Origin of the sequence: Crystallibacter permensis, from assembly GCF_025960875.1 — a bacterium.
Taxonomy (GTDB): domain Bacteria; phylum Actinomycetota; class Actinomycetes; order Actinomycetales; family Micrococcaceae; genus Crystallibacter; species Crystallibacter permensis.
This window is the reverse complement of sequence record NZ_JAODLR010000011.1, coordinates 55,244-71,357: the sequence shown is the minus strand read 5'-3', so window position 1 is coordinate 71,357 and position 16,114 is coordinate 55,244. Positions and strand designations below refer to the sequence as shown.

General features: G+C 67.7%; 16 protein-coding genes. 14 read left to right on the top strand and 2 right to left on the bottom strand.

Annotated features, from left to right (window positions below):
- The first annotated feature begins 189 nt into the window (after positions 1-189).
- The 3 genes from B0G38_RS13700 (at position 190) to B0G38_RS13690 (ending at position 5,622) form a co-directional block, all read left to right on the top strand.
- The gene (locus tag B0G38_RS13700; protein ID WP_264669976.1) at positions 190-2,445 is read left to right on the top strand and encodes a polyribonucleotide nucleotidyltransferase; all 2,256 of its coding nucleotides are present in this window, start codon (positions 190-192) and stop codon (positions 2,443-2,445) included.
- 66 nt (positions 2,446-2,511) lie between these two features.
- A complete protein-coding gene (locus tag B0G38_RS13695) occupies positions 2,512-3,888 on the top strand; it encodes a M16 family metallopeptidase (RefSeq protein ID WP_268019777.1) in 1,377 nt (458 codons plus the stop codon).
- Between the two features lie 246 nt (positions 3,889-4,134).
- On the top strand, positions 4,135-5,622 hold the full coding sequence (locus B0G38_RS13690) for an alanine/glycine:cation symporter family protein (RefSeq protein ID WP_264669920.1): 1,488 nt from the start codon (positions 4,135-4,137) through the stop codon (positions 5,620-5,622).
- A gap of 123 nt (positions 5,623-5,745) precedes the next feature.
- Here B0G38_RS13690 and B0G38_RS13685 read toward each other — a convergent pair whose 3' ends face one another.
- Positions 5,746-6,018: a MoaD/ThiS family protein gene (locus B0G38_RS13685; protein WP_264669975.1), complete on the bottom strand. Its 273-nt coding sequence runs from the start codon at positions 6,016-6,018 to the stop codon at positions 5,746-5,748.
- Positions 6,019-6,025: 7 nt separating this feature from the next.
- Positions 6,026-7,132 (bottom strand): GTP 3',8-cyclase MoaA, encoded by a 1,107-nt coding sequence (gene moaA, locus B0G38_RS13680; protein WP_264669919.1) that lies wholly within the window; start codon positions 7,130-7,132, stop codon positions 6,026-6,028.
- A gap of 114 nt (positions 7,133-7,246) precedes the next feature.
- Here moaA and B0G38_RS13675 point away from each other — a divergent pair, with 114 nt between their 5' ends.
- From B0G38_RS13675 to B0G38_RS13625, 11 genes are read left to right on the top strand one after another with little or no spacing between them, the layout of a single operon-like run.
- The gene (locus B0G38_RS13675) at positions 7,247-7,666 is read left to right on the top strand and encodes a TOBE domain-containing protein (protein WP_264669918.1); all 420 of its coding nucleotides are present in this window, start codon (positions 7,247-7,249) and stop codon (positions 7,664-7,666) included.
- On the top strand, positions 7,663-8,466 hold the full coding sequence (modA, locus tag B0G38_RS13670; protein ID WP_264669917.1) for a molybdate ABC transporter substrate-binding protein: 804 nt from the start codon (positions 7,663-7,665) through the stop codon (positions 8,464-8,466). Before B0G38_RS13675 ends, modA begins: the two co-directional genes overlap by 4 nt.
- The gene (locus B0G38_RS13665) at positions 8,463-9,350 is read left to right on the top strand and encodes an ABC transporter permease (protein ID WP_264669916.1); all 888 of its coding nucleotides are present in this window, start codon (positions 8,463-8,465) and stop codon (positions 9,348-9,350) included. The genes modA and B0G38_RS13665 overlap by 4 nt, the downstream gene beginning before the upstream one ends.
- Complete coding sequence (locus B0G38_RS13660; protein ID WP_264669915.1) at positions 9,347-10,414, top strand: sulfate/molybdate ABC transporter ATP-binding protein; 1,068 nt, start codon at positions 9,347-9,349, stop codon at positions 10,412-10,414. Before B0G38_RS13665 ends, B0G38_RS13660 begins: the two co-directional genes overlap by 4 nt.
- A gap of 59 nt (positions 10,415-10,473) precedes the next feature.
- The gene (locus B0G38_RS13655) at positions 10,474-12,024 is read left to right on the top strand and encodes a molybdopterin-dependent oxidoreductase (RefSeq protein ID WP_264669914.1); all 1,551 of its coding nucleotides are present in this window, start codon (positions 10,474-10,476) and stop codon (positions 12,022-12,024) included.
- Between the two features lie 29 nt (positions 12,025-12,053).
- A complete protein-coding gene (locus tag B0G38_RS13650) occupies positions 12,054-13,268 on the top strand; it encodes a molybdopterin molybdotransferase MoeA (RefSeq protein ID WP_264669913.1) in 1,215 nt (404 codons plus the stop codon).
- Entirely contained in the window at positions 13,256-13,741 is a 486-nt protein-coding gene (gene moaC / locus B0G38_RS13645; protein ID WP_264669912.1) for a cyclic pyranopterin monophosphate synthase MoaC, read from the top strand. Before B0G38_RS13650 ends, moaC begins: the two co-directional genes overlap by 13 nt.
- Positions 13,738-14,403, top strand: a complete 666-nt coding sequence (locus B0G38_RS13640; RefSeq protein WP_413542068.1) for a MogA/MoaB family molybdenum cofactor biosynthesis protein — start codon at positions 13,738-13,740, stop codon at positions 14,401-14,403. The genes moaC and B0G38_RS13640 overlap by 4 nt, the downstream gene beginning before the upstream one ends.
- Positions 14,393-14,824, top strand: coding sequence for a molybdenum cofactor biosynthesis protein MoaE (locus B0G38_RS13635; RefSeq protein WP_264669911.1), 432 nt, complete (start codon positions 14,393-14,395; stop codon positions 14,822-14,824). Before B0G38_RS13640 ends, B0G38_RS13635 begins: the two co-directional genes overlap by 11 nt.
- Before the next feature lie 16 nt (positions 14,825-14,840).
- Positions 14,841-15,599, top strand: coding sequence for a 4-hydroxy-tetrahydrodipicolinate reductase (gene dapB, locus B0G38_RS13630; protein ID WP_264669910.1), 759 nt, complete (start codon positions 14,841-14,843; stop codon positions 15,597-15,599).
- The gene (locus tag B0G38_RS13625) at positions 15,592-16,080 is read left to right on the top strand and encodes a tetratricopeptide repeat protein (protein ID WP_264669909.1); all 489 of its coding nucleotides are present in this window, start codon (positions 15,592-15,594) and stop codon (positions 16,078-16,080) included. Before dapB ends, B0G38_RS13625 begins: the two co-directional genes overlap by 8 nt.
- The last annotated feature ends 34 nt before the right edge of the window (positions 16,081-16,114 follow it).

Below are 16,114 nucleotides of genomic sequence, written 5' to 3'. Positions count from 1 at the left end.
ATTCGCGGTCCTCGGTAGTGATTTCCGGGAGTGGCCGGTGCAGCAATGCACAGCCGCCCGGGGGTCTCGATCGAAGACCGGGTGTTGACAGGCCCCATGGCCAGCCGCAGGCGCTTCCCACCGAGGGAAGCAGGCAAGTCTGGGCCGATGCTGGTTACCTCCGACACCACAGAAACGGAGGTGACTCTCTTGGAGGGTCCCGAAATTCAGTTCTCGGAAGCGGTCATTGACAATGGTCGTTTCGGCAAGCGCGTTATCCGGTTTGAAACCGGCCGCGTTGCACAGCAGGCCGCAGGCTCGGCGATGGTCTACATCGACGAAGACACCGCACTGCTGTCCGCCACCACCGCCGGCAAGTCCCCGCGAGAGGGCTTTGACTTCTTCCCCCTGACGGTGGATGTCGAAGAGCGCATGTACGCCGCCGGCCGCATTCCCGGATCGTTCTTCCGCCGCGAAGGCCGTCCGTCCACGGAAGCTATCCTGGCCTGCCGCCTGATGGACCGCCCGCTGCGCCCGGCCTTCGTGAAGGGCCTGCGCAACGAGGTTCAGATCGTTGTCACCGTCCTGGCGATCAACCCGGACGTGCTGTACGACGTCGTGGCCATCAACGCGTCCTCCATGTCCACCCAGCTCTCGGGCCTGCCGTTCTCCGGCCCGATCGGTGGCGTGCGCGTGGCGCTGATCGAAGGCCAGTGGGTTGCCTTCCCGAAGCACACCGAACTGGAGAAGGCCGTCTTCAGCATGGTTGTTGCCGGCCGTGTCGCCGGTGACGACGTCGCCATCATGATGGTCGAGGCCGAAGCTACGGACAACGCCTGGCAGCTGATCAAGGAAGAGGGCGCACCCGCCCCGACCGAAGAGGTTGTTGCCGAGGGTTTGGAAGCGGCCAAGCCGTTCATCAAGTCCCTGTGCGATGCCCAGGCCCAGCTGGCCGCAGCCGCTGCCAAGCCGACCGTCGAGTTCCCGGTCTTCAAGGACTACGAGGACGATGTGTTCGCTGCGGTGGAAGCCGCTGCTGCCACGAAGCTGACCGAGATCTTCTCGATCGCGGACAAGCAGACCCGCAATGATGCTGCCGACGACTTCAAGGCAGAGATCCTGGCCCAGTTCGGCGGTTCCGAGGAAGCCCAGTTCGCCGGGCGCGAGAAGGAAGTTTCGGCTGCCTTCAACTCCGTCACCAAGCAGGTAGTCCGCCAGCGCATCCTGAAGGACCAGGTCCGCATCGACGGTCGTGGCCTGACGGACATCCGCACGCTGACCGCCGAGGTAGAGGTTCTGCCCCGCGTGCACGGTTCGGCCATCTTCGAACGCGGCGAAACCCAGATCATGGGTGTCACCACGCTGAACATGCTCAAGATGGAACAGCAGATCGATTCGCTGTCGCCGGTAACGCGCAAGCGCTACATGCACAACTACAACTTCCCGCCCTACTCCACCGGTGAGACCGGCCGCGTCGGTTCGCCGAAGCGCCGCGAAATCGGCCACGGTGCCCTCGCCGAGCGTGCCCTGGTTCCGGTGCTGCCTTCGCGTGAAGAGTTCCCGTACGCCATCCGCCAGGTCTCCGAAGCCCTCAGCTCCAACGGCTCCACCTCGATGGGCTCGGTCTGCGCCTCGACGCTGTCCCTGCTCAACGCCGGTGTGCCGTTGAAGGCTCCGGTTGCAGGCATCGCCATGGGCCTGGTTTCCGACCAGGTCGACGGGGAAACCCGCTACGCCGCGCTGACCGACATCCTCGGTGCCGAAGATGCCTACGGCGACATGGACTTCAAGGTTGCCGGTACTGCCGAGTTCGTCACCGCGATCCAGCTCGACACCAAGCTGGACGGCATTCCCGCCTCGGTTCTGGCCGCCGCGCTGAAGCAGGCCCGCGAAGCCCGCCTGCACATCCTGGGCGTGCTCGAGGCCGCGATCGATACCCCGGACGAGCTTTCCGAGTTCGCTCCGCGGATCATCTCGGTCAAGATCCCTGTGGACAAGATCGGCGAGGTCATCGGCCCGAAGGGCAAGATGATCAACCAGATCCAGGAGGACACCGGCGCGGACATCTCCATCGAAGATGACGGCACCGTGCTGATCGGCGCCACCGACGGCGGCTCCGCCGAGGCAGCCCGCTCCGCCATCAACGCCATTGCGAACCCGCAGGTTCCCGAGGTCGGCGAGCGTTACCTGGGCACGGTTGTCAAGACCACCACGTTCGGCGCCTTCGTGTCCCTGACACCGGGCAAGGACGGCCTGCTGCACATCTCCGAGCTGCGCAAGCTGGCCGGCGGCAAGCGCGTGGACAATGTCGACGAGGTTGTCTCCGTGGGCCAGAAGGTCCAGGTCGAGATCACCAAGATCGACGACCGCGGAAAGCTTTCCCTGTCTCCGGTTGTTGCCGAAGAGGCGGCCGGCGACGGCGCTTCCGAGGACGTCCTGGAGCCCGCGGAAGGTTCCGCAGAGTAAATGCCTGAAGCATTTGGCAACGAACTCCCCGCTGCAGAGTCACACTCTGCGGCGGGGAGTTCCGCTATGTCCCGAGGTATCCATTTGCCGTTGTCCGCCACTGAAGCTCATACGGACGCCACCGATCTCGGCGGATCCGATCCCACATTGATCCACGGTGACGCGGGCGGCTCCGTTGTGCGGCGTTCCGTGCTCCCCGGCGGAGTCCGGGTGCTGACGGAAGCCATGCCCGGACAGCGTTCGGCGACCATCGGCTTCTGGGTCGGCGTCGGCTCCCGGGACGAGGCGGAGGGCCAGCACGGCTCGACGCACTTCCTGGAGCACCTGCTGTTTAAGGGAACGAAGCGGCGCACGGCGCTCGACATCGCGTCGGCTTTTGACGAGGTCGGCGGGGAATCCAATGCCGCGACGGCCAAGGAGAACACCTGCTACTACGCCCGCGTGCTCGATACCGATCTGCCGATGGCCATCGACGTCATCGCGGACATGATCACCTCCGCCGTGCTCGACAACAGCGAGCTGGAGCAGGAACGCGACGTCATCCTCGAAGAACTCGCGATGGACAATGACGATCCCTCGGACGTTTGCCATGAGAAGTTCGTCGAGGCCGTCCTGGCCGGCCACCCCCTGGGGCGCCCGATCGGCGGCACTCCCGAGGCGATCATGGCCGTACCCCGTACCGCTGTCTGGGACCATTACCAGCGGTACTACCGCCCGGATGAGCTGGTTGTGACCGTAGCTGGAGGATTGGAGCACGACGACGTCTGCCGGTTGGTTCTGCAGGCGCTGGAGGGCGCGGGCTGGGTACTCAAGCCCGGAGCTGCTCCAGTGCAGCGCCGCTCCGCCGAGCGCGCGGACATCACGTCCGTGGCGGGCATCCATGTCCACCGCCGTCCGGTCGAGCAGGCCAACATCGTCATGGGCTGTAAATCCATAGTCGCCACCGACGAACGGCGCTTCGTCATGAGCGTCCTCAACGCGGTTCTTGGCGGCGGCATGTCGTCGAGGCTGTTCCAGGAAGTCAGGGAAAAGCGCGGGCTTGTCTATGCCACGTACTCCTTCGCGGGGTCCTACGCGGACGCCGGCTACTTCGGCATGTACGCGGGCTGCTCTCCGGCGAAGACCAAGCAGGTTATCGAACTGCTGGGTGCCGAGCTGGACAAGCTGGCCTCGGACGGAATAACCGCCGAAGAGCTGCGCAAGGCGGTCGGACAGTTGTCCGGCGGCATCGTCCTGGCGCTAGAAGACAGCGGGTCGCGGATGTCGCGGCTAGGACGCGCGGAACTTGTCTCGGGAGAATTCCTGGACGCGGACGAGACGCTGGCGAGGATCCGCGCCGTCACGCCGGAGGAAGTGCAGGCGCTGGCTGCCGAACTGGCCGCCGCACCGCGCACGGTAACCGTCGTCGGTCCGTTTGATTCACCGGCGGACTTTGGTCTCTGAGGTTCCGCAATTTCCACCCGGCGGCCGGGTGTCCGGGAAAGAAACCGGGCACCCGGCCGCTGCATTTTTCTGCACCTGCGGGACGAGCCGGATGGCTATTCTGCGTTGTGCGATGCACGTTATGGCTCGTAGCGGGGCTGTCGGCGGGCCGGAAATGTGAATGGGCTGCCCCGGGGTACTAGACTGATTCCGGCTGTGGGTGACTGCAGTCACACACCTGCACCTGCACCGCAATTGGAGAATGTTTTGGAAGACATAACGGAGTTTCTATCGGCCGTTAGTTCGGTTGTCTGGGGTCCATTTCTGCTCATACCGCTGCTGCTGGGCACCGGTCTGTACCTCACTATCCGCTTGGGTGGTCTCCAGTTCCTGAAACTGGGCGTGGCACTCCGGCTTGGACTGTTCACGCGTAAGGACGCAGGGGCAGAGGGCGATATTTCGCAGTTCCAGGCACTGACTACAGCGCTGGCTGCCACCGTGGGCACCGGCAACATTGTCGGCGTCGCCACAGCTATTGGTATCGGCGGCCCCGGCGCGCTGTTCTGGATGTGGGTGACGGCCATGGTGGGGATGGCGTCAAAGTACTCGGAGGCTTTCCTGGGCGTCCGTTTCCGCACGACGGACGATGCCGGAGAAAAATCCGGCGGACCGCAGTACTACCTGGAGCGCGGAATCAAAAACCGTTTCGGTAAGGTTCTGGCCCTCGCCTTCGCCATCTTCGCATTCCTGGCCTCCTTCGGCATCGGCAACATGACCCAGGGCAACGCCATCGCGACCAATGTTGAGAACAGCTGGAACCTTCCGCTGTGGATTACGGGAGCCATCCTCGCGGTACTGACTCTTCTGGTGCTCGTAGGAGGCATCAAGTCCATCGGCCGCGTGACGGCGGGCCTGGTCCCGATCATGATCGTGTTCTACGTACTTGGCGCCATCTATATCCTGATCGCCAATATTGAAGGTCTACCCGCGGCCTTTGCCCTGATCTTCACGGATGCCTTCACTGGAACGGCAGCTGTTGGCGGGTTCACCGGTTCCGCAATCATCCTGGTGGTGCAGATGGGTGTGGCACGAGGTATTTTCTCCAATGAATCAGGCCTCGGTTCCGCCGCGATCGCGGCAGCTGCCGCGCAGACCACACACCCAGTGCGCCAAGGGCTGGTCTCCATGACTCAGACCTTCATCGACACGATCATCGTGGTCAGCTGCACCGGCCTGGTCATTATCACTACCGGTGTCTGGGAACTGGGCGGTGACCAGGCAGCGGTCATGACCGGCGAAGCTTTCACTCACGGACTTCCGGGCGAGTGGGGGCACTGGATTGTCACCGTGGGCCTGATTTTGTTCGCTTTTTCAACGATTCTTGGCTGGGCGTACTACGGCGAACGGAACGTAGAGCGGCTGTTCGGCCGCCGTGGGGTGACACCGTACCGTGTCGTGTTCTCCATCGTCGTCTTCATCGGAAGCACGGTCCCACTGGCCGTGGTCTGGAATTTCTCCGACGTGATGAATGGCTTGATGGCTCTACCCAACCTCGTCGGGCTGCTCATTCTCTCCGGCCTGATTGTGCGCGAGACCCGGCACTACCTCAAACATGATCCGGAGCTCAAGGCAAACAAGGACGAGATCGAGGCCTTCATGCGGGACCAGCCGGGATGGAGCGAGTGGAAGGCCGGCGACGTGGTCGGCTCCTCGCACCACCGCGGGCGTCAGGTGCCGCAAGGCGAGGCCAAATAGCCCCACCAGCGGCATACACCAACGATGAAGGCCCCGTTTCCGGTAACCGGAAACGGGGCCTTCATGCTTGAAGCAGTCTGCAGCGGACGCTGTTTGGAGAGACTGGACTTTCGACGCGGGAGGTTAGCCGCCGGCGAAGGGCGGGAGGATGTCGATGATGTCCTGATCTTCAAGGACTGCCGAACGGTCCTTGCAAGCGATCTCGTTGCGCAGGAAACTGCTGCGCGCGATCACCGACTCCAGTGCCGGTGCACCCTTGGTCTGTGCGCCTGGGTCCGGGTGCTCCCGGATCAGCACGTCCAGGACGTCTGCCAGAGTGCTGCCATCGGGCAGGACTACCTTTTCCTCTTCGACGCCGGCCGCGGCCTGGGCCGCGCCGAAGTACCTGATCAACAACAACAATTCAACCGCCGATCGCGCTCATGGTTCGGTCCGGCTGGACGAAGTCCTCGGCGCCCAGCCCGGCATGGTCCATCCCGTGTGCCCGGGGTTTGGCCCACATCGCCTCGCGCCACCGTTCGGCGACCGCCTCGTCCCCGGCGCCGCTGCGGAGCAGGTCGCGCAGGTCGGTTTCCTCATGCGAGAACAGGCAGGAACGGACCTTGCCTTCGGCCGTGATCCGGGTCCGGCGGCAGTCGGCGCAGAAAGGCTCGGTGACCGAGGCGATGATGCCTACAGTGCCGACTACGACGTCGGGCGCCGAGCGCCGTCGTACTTCCCACCGTTCGGCCGGGGCACCGTCGCGGCGCCGCGGATCCGCGGTGAGGACAAACTCCTGTTCCAGCAGCGCGCGGATCTCCGCGGCCGAAATCATGTTCTGCCGGGTCCAGCCGTGGTCGGCGTCCAACGGCATTTGTTCGATGAAGCGCAGTTCGTAGCCGTGGCTGACGGCCCATTCCAGCAGGCCGGGGGCTTCCTGGTCGTTGATGCCGCGCATCAGCACCGCGTTGATCTTGATCAGGCCGAGACCCACCCGGTCCGCTTCTTCGATCCCCTTGAGCACGCGGTCAAGGAAGGGCCGGCGGGTAAGCTGGGCGAAGGTTTCCGGGTGCAGCGAATCCATCGATACGTTGATGCGGCTCAGGCCTGCGTCTTTGAGGATCCGGGCCTTCTTGTCGAGGCCGAGGCCGTTGGTGGTCAGCGACACCGGCAGGTCCGGATGGTTGTTCCGGACCCCGGCGATGATGTCGGCCAAGCCGGCGCGCACAAGGGGCTCACCGCCGGTCAGGCGCAGTTCGCGCACACCCAGGTGGTCGACGGCGATGTCCACCAGCCGGACGATTTCGGCGTCCGTGAGGACCTGCTCCTTGTTCAGCCAGTCCAGGCCTTCGGCCGGCATGCAGTAGGTGCAGCGCAGATTGCATTTGTCCGTCAGCGAGATGCGCAGGTCCGTCGCGGAGCGGCCGAAACGATCAATCAGCCCGGGGCCGGCATCTGCCGGACGCGCGGGCGGGGCAGCAGGGCCGCGGGCGCCGGCCGAGACCTGCGGCATGCCCAAATTAACGCTCATGTATCGAGGGTACGTCAGTGCCGGCTGCCTTGCCGAGACCCGTCTCCCCATGTGGACAGTGGACGGCTGCGTTGAACCTGTTCAATCCGCAAATGCGGAATTATGCTGGAGTTCGTGACGCAAATACGAGTTATGGATGCCGCGCGCTTCCTTGGGGTCAGTGATGACACGGTCCGGCGATGGATCGAAGCCGGCACTCTGACCGGGCAGCGCGATGCCGCCGGGCGTACCGTGGTCGCCGGGACAGAGCTGGCAGCCCTGGCCAAAGAACAGGCCGCCCTGCCGCCCGACCAGGCTGCGGCCGGCAGTTCGGCCCGGAACCGCTTTGTGGGGCTGGTGACCTCCGTGGTGATGGACAAGGTGATGGCGCAGGTGGAGCTGCAGTGCGGCCCGCACCGGGTGGTATCGCTGATGAGTGCCGAGGCCGTCCGCGAGCTGGGGCTGGAACCAGGTTCGGTGGCCACCGCCGTGGTGAAGGCAACCAACGTGATCGTACAGACGCCGGCCGCCCAGCCGGCGAAGGGCCGGCCGTGAGGCGGGCGGTACAGCGGGGCGGACGGCTGGCCGCGAGACCCCGGCGGCTTGCCGCAACACTGCTGGCGCTGGCGGGAACCATGGGGCTGGCTGCCTGCGGCTCCGGGGGCGCGGCGGAAGGCACCATCACGGTGTATGCGGCTGCGTCGCTGGCGGCACCGTTCACTGCGCTGGCGGAGTCCTTCGAGGCCCAGGCGCCGGGCAGCACAGTCCGATTGAACTTCGCCGGGTCGGCCGACCTGGCCGCCCAGATCCTTGAGGGCGCCCCTGCCGATGTCTTCGCGTCGGCGGACGCAGCCACCCTGGCCCGCGTGGAGGAGGCCGGGGGAGTAGCCGGCAGTGTGCAGAAGCTGGCCACTAACATACCGGCCCTGGTGGTGCCGGCCGCCAACCCCGCGGGCATCGAAACCTTGGCAGACCTGGAACGGCCGGACGTGAAGCTCGTGCTGTGCGCCCCGCAGGTGCCGTGTGGTGCCGCCGCCCGGGAACTGGCCGAGGCGGGCGGCGTGAGACTTGCCCCGGTCAGCGAGGAAAATTCGGTGACCGCGGTCCTCGGGAAAGTGACCGCGGGCGAGGCGGATGCAGGCTTTGTCTACCGGACCGACGCCGTGCGCGCCGGCAACGAAGTCCGGACCATACCCGTGCCCCATGCCGGGGAGGCGGCAGTGACCTACCCGATCGCGGTCACCGCCGGCGCCGCCGGAACCGGCCGGGAGGAGCTCGCCCGGGAGTTCGTGGAGTATGTGACCGGTGAGCAAGGGCAGCGTGTGCTCACTGACGCCGGGTTCGGCAGGCCATGACCACGGGCCCAGCCGGCACACGCCCCGCGCAGGACGGAACAGCCGGCCTCGGCACGCCGCTGCCCCCGGCGGGGCGGCAGTCTGGCCAGCAGGGGACTACGGGGCTGCCGGCCGCGGTCTTCATCTTCGCCGCGGCCGGAACCGTGCTGGTGCTGCTGCCGCTGCTTGCCATGGCGCTGCGGGTGGACTGGGCAGGTTTCTGGCCGCTGGTAACGAGCGACGGCGCGCTGGCCGCCCTGGGCCTGAGCCTGCGCACCGCCACCGCCAGCACCCTGGTGTGCCTGCTGCTGGGCACGCCGCTGGCACTGGTGCTGGCCCGCTCCAGCTTCCCGGGCCGCAAGCTGCTCCGGGCGGTGGTGCTGCTGCCGCTGGTACTGCCGCCCGTCGTCGGGGGTATGGCCCTGCTCTATACCTTCGGACGCCAGGGCCTGCTGGGCAGCACCTTAGAGCTTTGGGGGATCCAGATCGCCTTCTCCACCACGGCTGTTGTGCTCGCGCAGAGCTTCGTAGCGCTGCCGTTCCTGGTACTCAGCGTGGAAGCGTCGCTGCGGAGCTCGGGCAGCCGCTACGAGCAGGCCGCAGCCACCCTGGGCGCCCGTCCTGCCACAGTGCTGCGACGGGTGACGCTACCGCTGCTGCTGCCCGCGCTGGCGTCGGGCACCGTGCTGTGCTTCGCGCGGGCACTGGGCGAATTCGGTGCCACGTTGACCTTTGCCGGCAGCCTGACCGGCGTGACCCGGACGCTGCCGCTGGAAATCTACCTCCAGCGCGAGACGGATCCGGACGCCGCCGTGGCCCTTTCGATGTTGCTGGTCGCGGCCGCCGTCGTCATTGTGGCGTTGACGTATGGGCGCACCGGCCTCGGGAAGGGGGCCAGACGGTGAGTTTTACCCTGCGGGCCACCTTGGCCGAGCGGCAGCTGGACGTCGGCTTCAAGGTTAACGACGGCGAGACCGTCGCCCTGATGGGGGCGAACGGCGCCGGGAAGTCCAGCGTGCTGGCCATCATCGCGGGTCTGGTCCGGCCCGATCACGGCGAAGCGGTGCTGGACGGGCGCGTCTTGTTCGGAACGGGCACCGTGCTGCCGCCGCACCGGCGGTCCGTGGCGTTGCTGTCCCAGGATGCGCTGCTCTTCCCCCAGTTGAGCGCGCTTGAGAACGTCGCCTTCGGCCCGCGCAGCCAGGGAGTTCCGAAGCGCGCCGCCCGGAAACGTGCAGTGGAATGGCTGGCGGAGGCCGAGGCCACCCACCTGAGTCCGCGCCGCCCGGCCGAGCTGTCCGGCGGGCAGGCCCAGCGGGTGGCGATCGCCCGGGCCTTGGCGGCGGAACCGGACCTGCTGCTGCTGGACGAACCGCTGGCGGCGCTGGATGCCACCGTGGCCCCGGTGATCCGGCGCATGCTCCGGCGGGTGCTCGCCGGCCGCAGCGCCGTCATCGTCACCCACGACATTCTCGATGCCCTCCTGCTGGCGGACCGCGTCCTGGTCCTGGAACACGGCCGCGTGGTGGAGCAGGGCACGCCGAAGCAGCTCATCGCGCATCCGCGCAGTGCCTTCACCGCGGAACTGGCCGGCCTGAACGTCATCGGGGGCACCGCAGCCGCGGACGGTCTGCTCGCGGGCGAGGGCCAGCCCGGCATTCGCGCAGGATCGCCGGTGGCGGGCACGGCAGTCCAGCCGCTGGAACCGGGGGAGTCTGCGGTGGCCGCCTTCCGCCCCGCTGCCGTCTCCGTCTTTGCCGAGCGGCCGCACGGCAGCCCGCGCAACGTGTTGGCGGTGACCGTTGACGATCTGGAGCCGGCCGCCGGACACTTAAAGGTACGGGCCGGTCAGCTCGCCGCGGAAGTCACGGCTGCCGCGGCGGCGGAATTGGATATCTACCCGGGGCGCAGCATGTTTTTCGCCGTCAAGGCGGCGGAGGTCAGCATCTATCCGGCCAAGAGCGCCTGACCCGTCCGGCCGCTGCAACCGCCGCAACCGCCGGAGAAACCCGCGAGGCTGGAGGCCCGATGGCACCGAACAGTTCTGCGCCGAACCGATGGGCGGCAGCCGCCGGGGCCGCTGCTGCGCTGCTGGGAACGGCCGCCGGGGAGCTGGCCGCGGCGTTCCTCAGCCCTTCCGTCTCGCCGCTGACCGCGGTGGGATCGGCCGTCATCGACGTGTTGCCGCCGGTCGTGAAGGACGCGGCGATTACGGTCTTCGGGACGGCGGACAAGGCCGCGTTCTTCGTTGCCATGGCATTGGTCATCGCGGCACTCGGCGGCCTCGCCGGAGTGCTCGAAGTACGACGACGGTACGCCGGCAGCGCCGTCATCCTCGCCTTTGCGGCCGCAGGCGCGGTGGCTGTGCTGGCCGCCCCGCAGGCCGAACAGTTGGCACTGGCCGCCCCGGTGGCCGCCGGGGTGGTGGCCCTGGTGGCGCTACGGGTCCTGGTCCAGCGCTGCGTCCAAGCCGCCGCCGCTCAGGCACCGCCGGCCGGTCCGGGGCAAGACCCGGCCCGCCGCACCTTCCTGTTGCGGCTGGGAGGTACGGCGGCAGCGGCGGCGCTGACCGCCGTCGTCGCTACGAGCATCCGCAGCGCCCAGCAGGGAGCTGCCCGCCTCCGCCAGGCCTTCCAACTTCCCGCCCCGGCCGATCCGGCGGAACCGATTCCGGCCAGCGCGAGACTGCCGGTCGCGGGCATCACGCCGCTCGTGACGCCGAATCCGGACTTCTACCGGATCGACACCGCACTCGCGGTGCCCGTGGTCAATGTGGACCAGTGGCGGCTGCGGGTAACAGGCCTGGTGGAGCAGGAAGTGGAGCTGGATTTCGATGAGCTGGCCGGCCAGGAACTGGCGGAGCGGTACATCACGTTGTGCTGCGTCTCCAACCCGGTGGGCGGGGACTTGATCGGCAATGCGAAGTGGCTGGGCTGGCCGGTCCGCGAGCTGCTGGCCAGGGCTGGCCCGGAGGCCGGGGCGGACATGGTGCTTTCGCGCAGTGTGGACGGCTGGACGGCTTCCACGCCGCTGGCGGTGCTGACCGACGAGCGGGATGCGCTGCTGGCCATCGGCATGAACGGGGAACCGCTGCCGCTTGAACACGGTTTCCCGGTGCGGCTGGTGGTGCCCGGGCTCTTCGGCTACGTCTCCGCCACCAAATGGGTCACCGAACTGAAACTGACCCGCTTCGAGGACGAGACCGCCTACTGGACCACCCGGGGCTGGAGCGCCCGGGGACCGATGAAAATGAGTTCGCGAATCGACACGCCCCGCAATGGCGCACGGCTCGAGCCCGGCGAGGTGGATATCGGCGGCGTGGCCTGGTCCCAGCACACCGGCATCAGCGCTGTGCAGCTGCGGGTCGACGACGGCCCCTGGCAGGACGCCGAACTGGGCGCGCCCATTTCCGCGGATACCTGGCGGCAGTACCGGTACCGGTGGAACGCCTCGGCAGGCCGGCACCGGCTCCAGGTCCGCGCCATCGACGCGGAGGGCATGGTGCAGACCGGCGAGAGTGCCCCGGTGGTGCCGGACGGAGCCACCGGCTGGCATACCGTGAGCGTGACCGTCGCTTAGGATGGCTCCTGAAGAGAAGGGAGTTGCGCGTGGCCGCTACAGTAGCCGAGCACCGCAAGGCGGTCACCGAACTGGTCCGCGCCGCCGTGCAACGCAACGGCCGGCAGGATGACACGGTCGGGCTGCTCCAGGCGCGCAACCGGATCCTGGCCCGGGACATCACCGCCCCGGTGAGCCTGCCGCCCTTCGCCAACTCGCAGATGGACGGCTACGCGGTGGACAGCGCGGCAGCCGCCGGCCGGCCGGAGTTTGCGGTGGCCGAAACAATTGCCGCGGGTTACCCCGCGCCGGTGCTGGCCGCAGGCTTCGCGGCCCCGATCATGACCGGAGCCATGCTGCCAGCCGGAGCGGACGCCGTCGTCCCCATTGAGCAGGCGGATCCGGATGGTTTCCGCCCGCCCGCCCCGGGGCTGACGGTGAGGCTGCCGGCCAGCGTTCCGGCCGGCCAATTCGTCCGCGCCGAGGGCAGCGACATTGCCGCCGGTACCCTTGCCCTCGCCGCCGGCACGCGGCTCAAGCCGGCCCAGCTGGGACTGCTGGCGGCGCTCGGCGTCGCGGAGGTTGCGGTGCGGCCGCGGCTGCGCGTGCTGCTGCTGAGCACCGGCGACGAAGTCATCGCACCCGGCGGCACACTGGGTCCCGGGCAGATTTTCGATGCCAACACCACCTTGCTGGCGGCCGGGCTCGCCGAGGCGGGCGCGGACGTGGCCGGCAGCCGGATCCTGGCCGATTCCCCGGAGGACTTCCTCGCCCGGCTGCACGAGGACCTCGAGCGCCACCAGCCGGATTTGCTGCTGACCTCCGGCGGCATCAGCAAGGGCGCCTTCGAGGTGGTCAAGCAGGCCCTCGCCCGCGACCACGTGGAGTTCGGCCCCGTGGCGATGCAGCCCGGCGGACCCCAGGCCATCGGTACCGTGGGCGGCGTGGCTTACCTGGGTTTTCCGGGCAACCCGGTCAGTTCGCTGGTGTCCTTCGAGACTTTCCTCCGTCCGGCGCTCAGCGAGGTGCTGGGCGACCCGGAGCCGCGCACCGTCCTGCAGGTGCCGCTGGCCGAGGCTGCCCAGTCGCCGGCGGCCAAGCACCAGATCCGGCGCGGCCATTACGACGGCGGCTCCGTCACCTTGATCGGCGGTCCCGGTTCGCATCTGCTGCACGCGCTGGCAGCGTCCAACGTGCTGGTGCATTTTCCCGTCGGCGTAACGGAGGTCCCGGCCGGGCGGAACGTGGAAGTATGGCTGTTATGAGCGAGCAAGACCGGTTGACCCATGTCCGCGAGGACGGCACGGCGCACATGGTGGACGTCAGCGCCAAGGCCGAAACCACCCGTGAAGCCACCGCGCAGGCAGTGCTGACTACGCGGGCGGACGTTGTCTCCCTGCTGGTCGCCGGTGACCTGCCCAAAGGCGACGCCCTGGCAGTCAGCCGCGTGGCCGGCATCATGGCCGCCAAGCAAACGCCGTCGCTGATTCCGCTGTGCCATCCACTGCCCATCAGCAAGGTCACCGTGGACTTCTTTCCGGGCACCAGCGAGGTGCGGATCGAGGCCACCGTGCGAACCCGCGGAGTTACCGGCGTCGAGATGGAAGCACTCACCGCGGCCTCGATCGCGGCGCTGAGCCTGTACGACATGATCAAGGCCGTGGACAAGCACGCCGTTATCAGCGACATCAAGGTGCTGGCCAAATCCGGCGGCAAGAGCGGGGACTGGACGCTGTGAGCACCGAGTCCAGCAACAGCAACGGCACCGCCAGCACCGCTAGCACCAACGGAGGCGCCGCCCCGATCGCAGGAGGCGCCGCCCCGCGGCGTACTGCCGGCGTCGTTGTCGCCTCCACCCGCGCGGCAGCCGGGACGTACGCGGACCGCAGCGGGCCGATCATCACCGAGTGGCTGGCCGCCGAAGGCTTCGAACCGCTGCCCGTTCGCGTGGTTCCGGACGGGCCCGAGGTCAAAGCGGCGCTGGCTGACCTGCTCGCCGAGGGCGTCCGGGTCCTCATCACCAGCGGCGGCACCGGCCTGACCCGTGACGACCGGACCCCGGAGATCACCGCTGCGCTCCTGGACAAGGAAGTGCCCGGGATCATGGAAGCCATCCGCGCGGCCGGCCGGCCCCACACGCCGCTGGCAGCGCTGAGCCGCGGGGTGGCCGGAGTGGGAGGCGGAACCTTCATCATCAATCTTCCGGGCTCGCCGGGAGGCGTCCGCGACGGGCTCGCAGTGCTGCAGCCGCTGATCGAGCACATCTGCACCCAACTGGAAGGCCGCCGCGACGCCGGACACGAAGCAGCCGGACACGAAGGACCCGGACATCAGGCCGCCGCGGAGGAGAGCTCCACCCACACCACAAGCCACAAAACCGGAGGGCATCATGGGCACTAGCGAAGTGCTGTACGCAGGGGTCGCCGATTCCCCCTTGGACGTTGCACAGGCGATGGCCGCAGCGGAGTCGCCCGAGTGCGGCGCCGTCGTGACTTTCAGCGGCGTAGTCCGCAACCACGACGGCGGGGAAGCGGTGTCCGCGCTGGGCTACTCCGCACATCCCAGCGCCGGCCGGGTGATTACCGAGGTCGCCGCCGACATTGCCGCGAAGTACGACGGCGTGCGCATCTGGGTTGCGCACCGGATCGGATCGCTGCAGATCGGGGATCCGGCGCTGGTGGCCGCCGTCGCCTCCGCCCACCGTGCCGAAGCGTTCGCCGCGGCGTCGGAACTGGTGGACACCGTCAAGGAACGGGTGCCGGTCTGGAAGGAACAGCATTTCGCGGACGGACGTACCGAATGGGTAGGCATCGGCCAGTAGCGATACGCTGGAAACCATGACTGAACAACTTGCGGTGGCCGTGCTCGGTGCCGGCGGACGAATGGGCGCGGAGGCGGTCAAGGCCGTTGACGCCGCCGAAGACCTCAAACTTGTCGCGGCACTGGGACGCGGGGACAGCCTGGATTCGCTGACCGGCACCGGCGCACAGGTGGTCGTGGATCTGACCACGCCGGACAGCACCGAAGCCAACGTCCGTTTCGCCGTCGAACACGGCATGCACGCCGTCGTCGGAACCACAGGCTGGGACGAGCAGAAGCGCCGCGACCTGGCCGCACTGCTTGGAGGGCACCCGGGAACCGGCGTGCTGATCGCGCCCAACTTCGCGCTGGGCTCGGTGCTGGCGTCTGCATTCGCCGCCAAGGCTGCCAAGTACTTCGAATCGGTGGAGATCATCGAACTGCACCACCCCGACAAGGTCGATGCGCCCTCCGGCACCGCGGTACGCACGGCACAGCTCGTCGCCGCATCGCGCGAAGAGGCCGGCGTTTCCGCCAGCCCCGACGCCACCACCAAGTCCCTCGACGGCGCCCGCGGCGCGGACGTGGACGGGGTCCGGGTGCACAGCGTGCGGCTGCGCGGCCTGGTGGCGCACCAGGAAGTGCTGCTCGGCGGCCCCGGGGAACAGCTGACCATCCGGCACGACTCGTTTGACCGTGCCTCCTTTATGCCCGGAGTCCTGCTGGGCGTGCGCGCCGTGGCAGCCCACCCGGGATTGACCTATGGCCTGGACGGATACCTTGACCTCAATGACTGACTCCGCAACCCCGGGAACCGGCTCCGCTTCCTGGTATTCGCGCCACGGCGAGAAGATCTGGGTCTCGGCCATCATCTTCCTGCTGCTCGCGTACATGGCGCTGACCGTGCACCGCGCCTGGCTGCTCCTGCAGGACCCGCAGCCGGTGGCGATCGCCCTCGGCGCCGCCCTGCTGGTGCTCCCGGTGATTGGCGCATGGGCACTGATCCGCGAAATCCTCTTCGGCTCAAGGATGTCGAAACTGGCCAAGATTCTTGAGGCTGAAGGCGGGCTGCCGGTGGACAATCTGCCGCGCACCCCGGGCGGACGCATTGTCCGCGAGGCAGCGGATGCCGAGTTCGAAATGTACAAGGTGGAGGCCGAGGCCGCGCCCGAGGACTGGCGCAGCTGGTTCCGGCTCTCCTGCGCCTACGATGCCGCCCGCGACCGCAAGCGCGCCCGCGAGTCCATGCGCAAGGCCATCGAGCTCAGCCGCGGCTGAATCCGCCGCCGACAGCGGCAGGCGGGTGTCCCGC

Excerpts from the sequence above, each read along its gene's own strand:
- B0G38_RS13665 (WP_264669916.1), top strand. The coding sequence starts at position 8,463 with ATGACCACGGGCCCAGCCGGCACACGCCCCGCGCAGGACGGAACAGCC.
- B0G38_RS13625 (WP_264669909.1), top strand. The coding sequence starts at position 15,592 with ATGACTGACTCCGCAACCCCGGGAACCGGCTCCGCTTCCTGGTATTCG.
- B0G38_RS13635 (WP_264669911.1), top strand. The coding sequence starts at position 14,393 with ATGGGCACTAGCGAAGTGCTGTACGCAGGGGTCGCCGATTCCCCCTTG.
- B0G38_RS13695 (WP_268019777.1), top strand. The coding sequence starts at position 2,512 with ATGTCCCGAGGTATCCATTTGCCGTTGTCCGCCACTGAAGCTCATACG.
- dapB (WP_264669910.1), top strand. The coding sequence starts at position 14,841 with ATGACTGAACAACTTGCGGTGGCCGTGCTCGGTGCCGGCGGACGAATG.
- moaA (WP_264669919.1), bottom strand. The coding sequence starts at position 7,132 with ATGAGCGTTAATTTGGGCATGCCGCAGGTCTCGGCCGGCGCCCGCGGC.
- moaC (WP_264669912.1), top strand. The coding sequence starts at position 13,256 with ATGGCTGTTATGAGCGAGCAAGACCGGTTGACCCATGTCCGCGAGGAC.
- B0G38_RS13655 (WP_264669914.1), top strand. The coding sequence starts at position 10,474 with ATGGCACCGAACAGTTCTGCGCCGAACCGATGGGCGGCAGCCGCCGGG.